The 12,078-nt window shown below is 66.1% G+C and carries 8 protein-coding genes; 5 read left to right on the top strand and 3 right to left on the bottom strand.

Features of this window, described 5'->3' with window-relative positions:
* Positions 1 to 227: 227 nt before the first annotated feature.
* Entirely contained in the window at positions 228 to 671 is a 444-nt protein-coding gene (locus AC5QAH_RS12245) for a hypothetical protein (protein WP_262103064.1), read from the bottom strand.
* A 92-nt stretch (positions 672 to 763) separates the two neighbouring features.
* A complete protein-coding gene (locus tag AC5QAH_RS12240; protein ID WP_049453529.1) occupies positions 764 to 2,314 on the bottom strand; it encodes a BCCT family transporter in 1,551 nt (516 codons plus the stop codon).
* 170 nt (positions 2,315 to 2,484) lie between these two features.
* Here AC5QAH_RS12240 and betI point away from each other — a divergent pair, with 170 nt between their 5' ends.
* The 5 genes from betI to rpfF all read left to right on the top strand — a co-directional run bounded on the left by betI (position 2,485) and on the right by rpfF (position 9,342).
* Complete coding sequence (betI, locus tag AC5QAH_RS12235; protein WP_005409501.1) at positions 2,485 to 3,075, top strand: transcriptional regulator BetI; 591 nt, start codon at positions 2,485 to 2,487, stop codon at positions 3,073 to 3,075.
* A gap of 38 nt (positions 3,076 to 3,113) precedes the next feature.
* Complete coding sequence (gene betB, locus AC5QAH_RS12230; RefSeq protein WP_019338548.1) at positions 3,114 to 4,586, top strand: betaine-aldehyde dehydrogenase; 1,473 nt, start codon at positions 3,114 to 3,116, stop codon at positions 4,584 to 4,586.
* A 101-nt stretch (positions 4,587 to 4,687) separates the two neighbouring features.
* On the top strand, positions 4,688 to 6,370 hold the full coding sequence (gene betA / locus AC5QAH_RS12225; RefSeq protein WP_010482497.1) for a choline dehydrogenase: 1,683 nt from the start codon (positions 4,688 to 4,690) through the stop codon (positions 6,368 to 6,370).
* Positions 6,371 to 6,596: 226 nt separating this feature from the next.
* Positions 6,597 to 8,273: a long-chain fatty acid--CoA ligase gene (locus AC5QAH_RS12220; protein WP_043398960.1), complete on the top strand. Its 1,677-nt coding sequence runs from the start codon at positions 6,597 to 6,599 to the stop codon at positions 8,271 to 8,273.
* A gap of 199 nt (positions 8,274 to 8,472) precedes the next feature.
* Positions 8,473 to 9,342, top strand: coding sequence for a diffusible signal factor synthase RpfF (gene rpfF / locus AC5QAH_RS12215; protein ID WP_049413283.1), 870 nt, complete (start codon positions 8,473 to 8,475; stop codon positions 9,340 to 9,342).
* A 12-nt stretch (positions 9,343 to 9,354) separates the two neighbouring features.
* Here rpfF and AC5QAH_RS12210 read toward each other — a convergent pair whose 3' ends face one another.
* Complete coding sequence (locus AC5QAH_RS12210) at positions 9,355 to 12,078, bottom strand: response regulator (protein ID WP_481477961.1); 2,724 nt, start codon at positions 12,076 to 12,078, stop codon at positions 9,355 to 9,357.

Below are 12,078 nucleotides of genomic sequence, written 5' to 3'. Positions count from 1 at the left end.
TTCCCCCGGTACCAACGGGCGGAAGCCCGGCCCCCGCGCCAGCGCGGGGGCGCTGCGGAGACGCGCGAACCAGTGGTTCGCAAGCGCGCCTCCTCGCCCACCACGGCGGCCTGCTGCAGTACGTGCTGCGCCAGCTGGCAGCCAAGTAGAGTCGAGCTCGCTCTACTGCGACCACCTGCATTACCCAGACGGCCGGATCCAAGGATCCGGCCGTCTGCTTTACACGCTCAAGGTCGCACACCAAAGAGATGCCACGGGGCATTCTGGAGCGGACCATGGGCATCCAGGAAGCCCAGCCCCTCTTCCCAGGCGGTGTGTCCATCGGGTGCGTCGACGTTGACGACCTGCACCACCATCACGCCTCCAGCATGCGGCACGTCCTCGGTGCGATAGCAGACCGCGCCGCGGCCTTCGCCATACAGGTTGGACTGGAAGCCCGGCGGGCACTGCACACTGGTCACCTCGTAGCCACTGACTACTGCGCTGTACCTGCTGTTCGTGTGGATCGAGTAGGCAGCCAGCCCGCCCGCATGCGGAGCCAGTTGCAGGCGTACCGGCGCGGTTTCGCCCAGCGCCAGCACCGGGAAATCAAGCTGCACCGGAGGTGCGGCCAACGCCGCAGGCAGGCAGGAAAGGGACAACAGTAAAGAAAGACCCAGCGTGCGAATCATCACTCGACTCCAGCAGCGAAATGTCGAGCGATGATTGCAGCCGGCAGGCGCAGCTGTCTTTCAGACAACAACGAAATCGCGACCTCCTGACCTCAGCGCCGCGGCGCGTCCGGGTCGGTACGCAGCGCCTTCAGCAGGCCCCACATGTAGAACGCCAGGGTGAACGAGAACGGCAGGCCGCACAGCACCACTGCGGTCTGCATCGCACTGAAGTTGCCGGCCAGCAGCAGGCCGACGCTGGCCACGGTGATGCCGGCCGCCCAGAACACGCGCAGCCAGATCGGTGCGTCGTGACCGTCCTCGACGCCGTCATCGACACGACGGGTGCACAGATTGGCGATCATCAGCGTGCCCGAATCGACCGGGGTCAGGAACAGCACGAAACCGATCACCACCGCGGCACCGGCTACATACGGCGCGGCGGGCAGGTATTCCAGCAGCTTGAACAGCGTCATCGCCGCATCGTGCTGGGCCACCTCACCCAGGATCGCCTGGCCATGGTTGAGCACCAGGTCGATGGCGGTGTTGCCGAAGATCGACAGCCAGGCCAGGGTGAAGCCGAGCGGGATCAGCAGCACGCCCATGATCACTTCACGGATGGTGCGGCCACGCGAGATGCGCGCCACGAAAAGGCCGACAAACGGCGCCCAGGCGATCCACCAGGCCCAGTAGAACAGCGTCCACGAACCCATCCACTCACGGCCCTTCGGGTCGTTGAGGTACATGTCGAAGCTCTTGCGCACGAACGCGCCGAGGTAGTCGCCGGTGTTCTGGATCAGGCCGTCGAACAGGTGCAGGGTCGGGCCGGTGACCAGCACGAACAGCAGCAGACCGCACAGCAGACGCACGTTGAGGTTGGAGAGCCAGGCAATGCCCTTTTCCACGCCAGCCACCACACCGATGGTGGCCACCACCATCATCACCAGCACGATCGCCACCAGCACCTGCGGCGTATCCGGGATGTGGAACAGATAGACCAGGCCGGACTGCACCACCAGCGCACCGATGCCGAGGTTGGTCACCATCGAGATCAGCGTAGCCAGGATACCGAAGCCATCCACCATGTCGCCGATGCGGCCATGGATGCGCTCACCGAAGATCGGGTACAGCGCCGAGCGCAACGCCAGCGGCAGGTCGCGGCGGTAGGCGAAGTAGCCCAGCGCCACGCCGACCAGCGCGTACAGCGCCCAGCCGTGCAGGCCCCAGTGCAGGAAGGTCAGCACCATCGCCTCGCGGCCGGCGGCCACGGTGCCGCCGGGCTGCCCGGGCGGATTGAGGAAATGGTCCAGCGGTTCGTAGGCACCGTAGTACAGCAGCGCGATGCCGATGCCGGCCGAGAACAGCATCGACACCCATGCGACGTAGCCGAAGGCCGGTGATTCCTCGTTGTGGCCCAGGCGGATGCGGCCATACGGCGAGAACGCCAGCCACAGCACGAAGCCGAGGCACAGCACGATCAGCAGCATGTACCACCAGCCGAACGCGGCCGACACTTCGGCCTGCGCCCATTGCAGCCAGTGCTCGCTGCCTTCGGGATAGAGAACGGTGAGCAGCCCGAGGATGCCGATCGACACCGAGGAACTGAAGAACACAAAACGGTTCAAGCGCAGGGGCGAACGCTTGGGATGAGCCAGGGAAGACATGGGGTCGTCTCATCAAGTCCGAGGGAGCACATGGGCGGGGCCGGACCGGTAAACCGGGCCCATGGCGTGGGGCGCGAGCGCATCCTAGGGTTTATTGATTGAACGTTCAATCAATAAAAAGCATAATGGCGGGCAGCCCGATCCTTCGGGTCGCAATCCGTGGAGAGACAATGCCGAAGAAAGGCGTGGAACCGGTACGGCGCGAGCAGCTGATCCGGGCCACTTTCCAGACCATCGACGAGATCGGCATGGCCGATGCGACCGTCGCCACCATCGCGAAGAAGGCCGGGCTGTCCAGCGGCATCGTCGCCCACTACTTCGGCGACAAGGACGGCCTGCTCAATGCTGCAATGCGGCAGATCCTGCGCGAACTGAAGGACGCGGTCGCCCGCTACCGGGCCGACGCCAGCGACGACCCGCGCGAGCAGCTGCGCGCCATCGTCGATGGCAACTTCGACGACAGCCAGATCAACGGCACCGCCATGCGCGTCTGGCTCACCTTCTGGGCCGCGAGCATGCACCAGCCGGAACTGGCCCGGCTGCAGCGCGCCAACGACCAGCGCCTGTTCTCGAACCTGTGCCACCAGTTCAACCGCCTGCTGCCCCACCCGCAGGCCCGCCTGGCCGCCCGCGGCCTGGCCGCGATGATTGACGGCCTGTGGCTGCGCGGCAGCCTGGTCGGCGGCCAGTTCAATGCCGAGAAGTCCCGGCGCATCGCTTACGGCTATATCGACTTCCAGTTGCAGGCTGTCGCGCTATAAGCGCTTCAGCACCCGCCCCCTTCCAAGGAGTACGCCCCATGACCACCCTGCCCGTCCAACAGCTCTACATCCACGGCCAGCGCGTCGATGCCACCAGCGGCAAGACCTTCAAGACCATCAACCCGGCCACCGGCGAGGTGATCGCTGAAGTGCAGGTCGCCAGCCAGACCGACGTCGAGCGTGCCGTGCAGAGCGCAGCCGAAGGCCAGAAGGTGTGGGCCGCGATGACGGCCATGGAGCGTTCGCGCATCCTGCGCCGTGCCGTCGAGCTCCTGCGCGAGCGCAACGACGAACTGGCCCACCTGGAAACCCTGGACACCGGCAAGGCGCTGGCCGAAACCACCACCGTGGACATCGTCACCGGCGCCGACGTGGTCGAGTACTACGCCGGCCTGGCCACCGCCATCGAAGGCATCCAGCTGCCGCTGCGCGAATCGAGCTTCTTCTACACCCGCCGCGAGCCGCTGGGCGTGGTCGCCGGCATCGGTGCTTGGAACTACCCGATCCAGATCGCCATGTGGAAGTCGGCCCCGGCCCTCGCCGCCGGCAACGCAATGGTGTTCAAGCCCTCCGAAGTCACCCCGTTGACCGCGATCCGGCTGGCCGAGATCTACACCGAAGCCGGCGTGCCGGCCGGTGTGTTCAACGTCGTGCAGGGCCCGGGCCGCGAGATCGGCCAGTGGCTGACCGAGCACCCGGTGATCGAGAAGATCTCCTTCACCGGCGGCGTCGCCACCGGCAAGAAGGTCATGGCCAGCGCCGCGTCCTCGTCGCTGAAGGAAGTGACCATGGAGCTGGGCGGCAAGTCGCCGCTGGTGATCTGCGATGACGCCGATCTGGACCGTGCCGCCGACATCGCGGTGATGGCCAACTTCTTCAGCTCCGGCCAGGTCTGCACCAACGGTACCCGCGTGTTCGTGCCGCGCAGCATGCTGGCCGCGTTCGAAGCCGCTGTTGTCGAGCGCGTCAAGCGCATCCGCATCGGCGACCCGATGGCCGCCGAGACCAACTTCGGCCCGCTGACCAGCTTCCCGCACATGGAAAACGTGCTGCGCTACATCGAAAGCGGCAAGACCGAAGGCGCCCGCCTGCTGACCGGCGGCGGCCGCGCCACCGAAGGCGCGCTGGCCAATGGCGCCTACGTGCTGCCGACCGTGTTCTCCGACTGCCGCGATGACATGACCATCGTCAAGGAAGAGATCTTCGGGCCGGTGATGAGCATCCTCGCCTACGACGACGAGGACGAAGTGGTGCGCCGCGCCAACGACACCACCTTCGGCCTGGCCGCCGGCGTGGTCAGCAAGGACGTCAGCCGCGCCCACCGCATCATCCACCGCCTGGAAGCCGGCATCTGCTGGATCAACACCTGGGGCGAATCGCCGGCCGAAATGCCGGTCGGCGGCTACAAGGAATCCGGCGTCGGCCGCGAGAACGGCATCTCCACCCTCGGCCACTACACCCGCATCAAGTCGGTGCAGGTCGAGCTGGGCGACTACGCCAGCGTGTTCTGACCGGCGCGCGCTGCGCGCGCCCCATCGTCCGGCCATCGTGCCGATCCGACATTCCGCCGGGACGCCTGCATGCAGCGCGCCCCGGCCTGCAGGAGACACCCATGAGCACCCATAACGAGTACGACTACATCATCATCGGCGCCGGTTCGGCCGGCAACGTGCTGGCCACCCGCCTCACCGAAGATGCCGATGTCAGCGTGCTGCTGCTGGAAGCCGGTGGCCCGGACTACCGGCTCGACTTCCGTACCCAGATGCCGGCGGCACTGGCCTTCCCGCTGCAGGGCAAGCGCTACAACTGGGCGTACAAGACCGATCCCGAGCCCTTCATGAACAACCGCCGCATGGACTGCGGCCGCGGCAAGGGCCTGGGCGGCTCGTCGCTGATCAACGGCATGTGCTACATCCGCGGCAACGCGATGGACTACGACAACTGGGCCAGCATGCCGGGCCTGGAAGACTGGACCTACCTGGACTGCCTGCCCTACTTCCGCAAGGCCGAAACCCGCGACATCGGCCCCAATGACTACCACGGTGGCGACGGCCCGCTGCGCGTGACCACGCCGAAGGCCGGCAACAACGAGCTGTTCGCGGCGATGGTCGAAGCCGGCGTGCAGGCTGGCTATCCGCGCACCGACGACCTCAACGGCTACCAGCAGGAAGGCTTCGGCCCGATGGACCGCACGGTGACCCCGAAGGGCCGTCGCTCCAGCACTGCCCGCGGCTACCTGGACCTGGCCAAGCCGCGTCCGAACCTGACCATCGTCACCCACGCGCTGACCGACCGCATCCTGTTCTCGGGCAAGCGTGCGGTGGGCGTGCAGTGGCTGCACAACGACCAGCCGCAGCGTGCCACCGCCCGCCGCGAAGTACTGCTGTGCGGCGGCGCCATCGCCTCGCCGCAGATCCTGCAGCGCTCGGGCGTCGGCCCGGCCGACCTGCTGCGCAGCCTGGACATCGACCTGGTGCACCACCTGCCAGGCGTCGGCGCCAACCTGCAGGATCACCTGGAGATGTACCTGCAGTACGAATGCAAGAAGCCGGTGTCGCTGGCGCCGGCACTGAAGCTGTACAACCAGCCGGCGATCGGTGCCGAGTGGCTGTTCCTGGGCACCGGCATCGGCGCCAGCAACCAGTTCGAGGCCGGTGGCTTCATCCGCAGCGATGCCGAATTCGACTGGCCGAACCTGCAGTACCACTTCCTACCGGTGGCGATCAATTACAACGGCTCCAACCCGATCAAGGCGCACAGCTTCCAGATGCACGTCGGTTCGATGCGCTCGCCCAGCCGCGGCCGCATCCATGTGCGTTCGAAGGATCCGCGCGAACATCCGAGCATCCTGTTCAACTACATGTCGCACGAGCAGGACTGGCGTGAGTTCCGCGCGGCGATCCGCATCACCCGCGAGATCTTCGCGCAGCCGGCGCTGGCACCGTACAGCGGCCGCGAGATCTCGCCGGGCAGCGCGCTGCAGACCGACGCGCAGATCGACGCATTCGTGCGCGAGCATGCCGAGACCGCCTACCACCCGTCGTGCTCGAACAAGATGGGCCATGCCGATGACCCGATGGCGGTGGTCGATGGCCAGGGCCGCGTGCACGGCCTGGAAGGCCTGCGCATCGTCGATGCCTCGATCATGCCGCAGGTGGTGACCGGCAACCTCAACGCGCCGACCATCATGATGGCCGAGAAGCTGGCCGACGTGATCCGCGGCCGCACCCCGCTGGCCCGCAGCACCGCGCCGTACTACAAGGCCAACGGCGCACCGGTGCGCAAGCAGGGCTGAGCCAGCCGCTCACGGTGAAACACCCGCCGGGCATGGCCCGGCGCTACCAGGCGCGTCCTGCCTTCGGTAGCGCCGGGCCATGCCCGGCGGCGTTTGACGCGTTCGCACAATGCGCCGCGCAAACCCCTCTTCGCGTTTTCCCTACGGCGGGGTATGCTGCAATGAACGGCCATTGTCGCTACGCTCAGGGCCGAACCTAATACATCACGATTCCTGGAGGGGGAATATGAGTCTGGATCGTCCCTGGCTGCAGAGCTATCCGAAAGGCGTTCCCGCCGAAATCGACGTCAACGAATTCCATTCGGTCGCCTCGGTCTTCGACGCTTCCGTCGCGAAATTCCGCGACCGTCCCGCCTACTCCAGCTTCGGCAAGGTCCTCACCTATGGTGAGACGGATGCGCTGGTCACCCAGTTCGCCGCCTACCTGCTGGGTGAGCTCAAGCTCAAGAAGGGTGACCGCGTCGCCCTGATGATGCCCAACTGCCTGCAGTACCCGGTGGCCACCTTCGGCGTGCTGCGCGCCGGACTGACCGTGGTCAACGTCAACCCGCTGTACACCGCGCGCGAACTCAAGCACCAGCTGGTCGACGCGGGCGTCAGTGCGCTGGTGGTGGTCGACAACTTCGGCGACACCGTCGAGCAGGTCATCGCCGACACGCCGGTCAGGCACGTGGTCACCACCGGCCTGGGCGACCTGCTCGGCGCCAAGGGCGCGATCGTCAACTTCGTGCTGAAGTACGTCAAGAAGATGGTGCCCAACTACCACATCAAGGGCGCCGTCCGCTTCAAGCAGGCGCTCAAGCTGGGCAGCCGCCTCGCGCTTCCGCCGGTCGAGATCGACCACGACGACATCGCCTTCCTGCAGTACACCGGTGGTACCACCGGCGTGGCCAAGGGTGCGATGCTGACCAACCGCAACCTGATCGCCAACATGCAGCAGGCGTCGGCGTGGCTGTCCACCTCGGGCATCGAGCCGGGCAAGGAAGTGATCATCACTGCCCTGCCGCTCTACCACATCTTCGCGCTGACCGCGAATGGCCTGGTCTTCATGAAGTTCGGTGGCTGCAATCACCTGATCACCAACCCGCGCGACATGAAGGGCTTCGTCAAGGAACTGAAGGGCACCCGCTTCACCGCCATCACCGGCGTCAACACGCTGTTCAACGGCCTGCTCAACACCCCGGGCTTCGACGAGATCGACTTCTCTTCGGTCAAGTTCACTCTGGGCGGCGGCATGGCGGTGCAACGTGCCGTGGCCGAACGCTGGAAGAAGGTCACCGGCGTGACCCTGGTCGAAGCCTACGGCCTGACCGAGACCTCGCCGGCAGCCTGCATCAACCCGCTCACCCTGCCCGAGTACAACGGCGCCATTGGCCTGCCGATCCCGTCCACCGATGCCTGCATCAAGGACGACAACGGCAATATCCTGGCGCTGGGCGAAGTGGGCGAGCTGTGCATCAAGGGCCCGCAGGTGATGAAGGGCTACTGGCAGCGGCCGGAAGAAACCGCCACCGCCATCGACGCCGACGGCTGGCTGCACACCGGCGACATGGCGAAGATGGACGAAAAGGGCTTCTTCTACATCGTGGACCGCAAGAAGGACATGATCCTGGTGTCCGGCTTCAACGTGTACCCGAATGAGGTTGAAGACGTCATCGCGATGATGCCGGGCGTGCTGGAAGTCGCCGCCGTCGGTGTCCCGGACGAGAAGTCCGGCGAAGTGGTCAAGGTCGTGATCGTGAAGAAGGACCCGAACCTGACCGCGGAAATGGTCAAGGAACATGCACGGGCAAACCTGACCGGTTACAAGCACCCCAGAATCGTAGAATTCCGAAAAGAGCTGCCGAAGACCAATGTCGGCAAGATTCTCCGTCGCGAGCTGCGTGATACGCCCGCCCAGTAAGGGTTTCCGGGCAACGGGACAATACAGGGACCCCGCCGGAGACGGCGGGGTCTTTCTGTTACCGGAACATGGCCGGTACAGCGCTTGCGGGCGGTTCACGACGGGTGCATAGAATCAGTCGCCGCCGCACGTTCAGCCCGCCCCCTCACTCCTCTCCGTCCGCTCTGCGGTTGGCCGGACGGTCACACGGAGAACTCCCATGTCCGCAGTACGCCCCATCATCACCCGCCCCTCGCAGCACCCTACCCTGCGTATCACCGAGGAGCCCGAGCGGGATGTCTACTGGATCCACATGCACGCCAACCTGGTCAACCAGCCAGGCCGGCCGTGCTTCGCCTCGCGCCTGGTCGATGACATCGTCGACTACCAGCGCGACCTGGGCGACCGCCTCAGCGCCTCGCACGCCCTGTCACCCCATGTCGTTCTTGCCTCGGACAGCGACGTGTTCAACCTGGGGGGCGACCTCGAACTGTTCTGCCGCCTGATCCGTGAAGGCGACCGCGCCCGCCTGCTCGACTATGCCCAGCGCTGCGTGCGCGGCGTGCATGCCTTCCATGCCGGCCTGGGTACCCGTGCCCACAGCATCGCCCTGGTCCAGGGCAATGCACTGGGTGGCGGCTTCGAGGCCGCACTCAGCTGCCACACCATCGTCGCCGAGGAAGGCGTGCTGATGGGCCTGCCCGAGGTGCTGTTCGACCTGTTCCCGGGCATGGGCGCCTACTCCTTCCTGTGCCAGCGGATCAGCCCGCGCCTGGCCGAGAAGATCATGCTGGAAGGCAACCTCTACACCGCCAGCCAGCTGAAGGAGATGGGCCTGGTCGACATCGTGGTGCCGGTGGGCGAAGGTGTTGCCGCGGTCGAACAGGTGATCAAGGAAAGCCGACGCATTCCGCACGCATGGGCAGCGATGCGTGAGGTCAACGAGATCGCCACCATGGTGCCGCTGCATGAAATGATGCGGATCACCGAGATCTGGGTGGACACCGCCATGCAGCTCGGCGAGAAGTCCCTGCGCACCATGGATCGGCTGGTACGGGCGCAGGCCCGGCGCAATGGCGACCCGGCCTGAGCGTCTGGCGGGTCAGGACGGGCTGCGCTCGCTGTCGTCGCGGTGCGGTGCCCCCGCGCCACGGGCAGCCAACGCATTCCTGCCGTTGCGCAGGGCGGTCGCCAGGCTGCCGAGGCGGGCGCTCCATTCACCCTTCAGCTGCCAGTCCGCCATGCGCATGATTTCGCCACTGGAGGCGGCAACCTGGACAAGCCCCAGGTTGCTCGCCACACCGCGCAGCGCGTGTGCGTGCTCGCGGAAATCCTCCCAGGCCTGGCGCTCGCCGCAGCCCTGCAGCTGGCCCATGCTCGCGTCGACGTCCGCCAGGCATTGGTCGATGAACTTGCGTTCGAAGCCATCGCCCATGCCCAGCGACGCCAGCTCGTCCAGTACTGCGGTATCGAGCACGCCATCGCCGACCGGCAATGCCGGCACCGACTGGATGCCGGATTCGGCGCGGGTGTTGGCGGCGACATCGGCCAGCACTTCAAGCAGGCGGGTGGCCACCACGGGCTTGGCAAGGAAGGCGCGGGCACCGGCCTGCTCGCAACGCAGGATGGACTCGGGGGTGACGTCCGCGCTCAGCACCATGACTGGAACGTAAGGCATGCCACTGGCCTGCATCACCCGCAATTGCTTGAGCAGGTCCAGTCCGCTCATGCCGGGCATGTGCAGGTCGACGATCGCTGCGTCGTAACTGGCCTGCTCCAACGCATCCAGCACTTCGGCGCCGCCATTGACGCAGGTGACCTTGTGGCCGGCCTTCTCCAGCAACCGCTGCAGCACCATGCGGTTGGCTTCGTGGTCGTCGGCCACCAGAACCCGCAGGCTGCGCACCCGTGCACGATGGCGCAGGAAGGGATTGGAAAACGCGATGACATTCCCAGCTTCAGCCACCTCGGACGGAACCGCCGGGGCTGATGAGGTGTCTGCGACGTCCAGCGTGATCTCGACCCAGAACACGCTGCCGCGCGGGCTGTTCGGCGCATAGCCGACCTGCCCGCCCATCGACTCGACCAGGCCCTTGGCAATGGCCGTGCCCAGACCGGTGCCTTCATGGCGACGGGCCAGGCCGACATCGCCCTGCTCGAAGGCATTGAACAGGCGCCCGCGCAACGCCACCGGCACGCCGATGCCGGTATCGACGATCTCGAAGCGCAGGCGCATCCGCTCGCTGCCCAGGGCATCGGGGCTGGACACGCGCAGATGCACGTAGCCGCTGTCGGTGAACTTGACCGCGTTGCCCATCAGGTTCAGCAGGATCTGCTGCAGATGCCCGGCATCACCCAGCAGGCGCGGCGGCACGTTGTCGTCCACCTGCACGCGATAGTCCAGCGATTTGGAGCGGGTCTGCGGGGTGAGGATCAGGTTGATCGCCTGCAGCACATCGGCCAGCGCGAACTCGTGCCACTCCACGCGCACCTTGCCGGCTTCGATCGCGGAGATGTCCAGCACCTCTTCCACCAGCGCCAGCAGGCTGCGGGTCGAGGCCTGGATGGTGTTCAGGCACTCGCGCTGTTCATCGTCCAGGCGGGTGGTGGCCAGCACCTCGGTCATGCCGGCCAGCCCGTTCAACGGCGTGCGGAATTCATGGCTCATGTTGGCCAGGAAGCGGCTCTTGGCTTCATTGGCCTGGCGCGCCTCGGCCACCGCCCGGGTCAAGGCATGCAGCAGCGAATCGAAGTACAGCGGAATCGCGCCCAGGCCCAGCAGCAGGCCCCAGCCCAGATAGTCGTGGCCGCGCCAGTATGGCGACAGCATCACCGTGCACAGGAAGGCCAGGCAGCCCATGGCAGTGGCCACGCGCAGGTAGGTGCTGCCGTAGCGCATGCCGTTGCCGATCGTGACCCACAGCATCACCGCATACAGCGGTGCCGCCGGCTCGCCCTGGATCGTCATGATCCAGGCCATGCAGGTGTAGTCGGTCAGCATGCCGATCACCCTGCGCACATGCGACACACCCGGATTGACCAGGATCGCGGTCAGCAGGCCGGCGGAAATGGTCAGCTCGAAGGCGAGGATCAGCCACGTCGTCGTCAACGCTTCACCGCCACCGCTCAGCGAACGCCAGCCGAGATAGCTGATGAACAGCGCCGTGATGATGATGCGGATCAGGTTCTGCGCGTGCTCGCTGTCCTCGCGCCCGGACAGGCGCTGCTTGAAGCGGGCCAGCAGCGAGCGCTTGTCGGAGCCAGCGGCGGGCGTCGTATCCATGGTCGGATGTCGCATCCTTCGGCGCAGCAGGGAGGAGCAGCACAACGGTACTGCCAGCAACCCCAACCACAGGGAAATGGCCAGGCCCAGATTGGCCTGCCAGTAAGGGGTCAACAGCACGGTGGTGCCGAAACTGACCATCGCCAGCACGATGGCAGCGGCCAAGTAGCGCGGCCCGAAGCGCAGGCCGTTGCCCACCGTGACCCACATCACCACCGCGTACACCCACGCCAGCGGCTCGCCCATCTGGATCATGCCGACCGCGATCAGGCCGTAATCGGCCAGCATCCCGGCCACCCGCCGCGGGTCCGAGCGCTCAGGCTTCCACAGCAGCCAACCGCACAGCAGTAGCGACAGGCCCAGCCCGGTCAGCACCGTTGCCAGCACGCCCTGGTACTGGTCCAGCCGGTGCAGGCGGGCACCGGACAACAGTACATAGACCAGGATCAGCGAGATCAGCACCACCCGCACGATCGCCTGGCCATGTTCCGAATCCGGACGCTGCGCCAGCTGACGCCTCACGCGTGCGAACAGGTCCTGCAT

It is taken from the genome of Stenotrophomonas sp. YJH_SMC_43, assembly GCF_059372535.1.
Note: the sequence above shows the minus strand (reverse complement) of the source record. Positions and strands in the feature narration are given on the sequence as shown.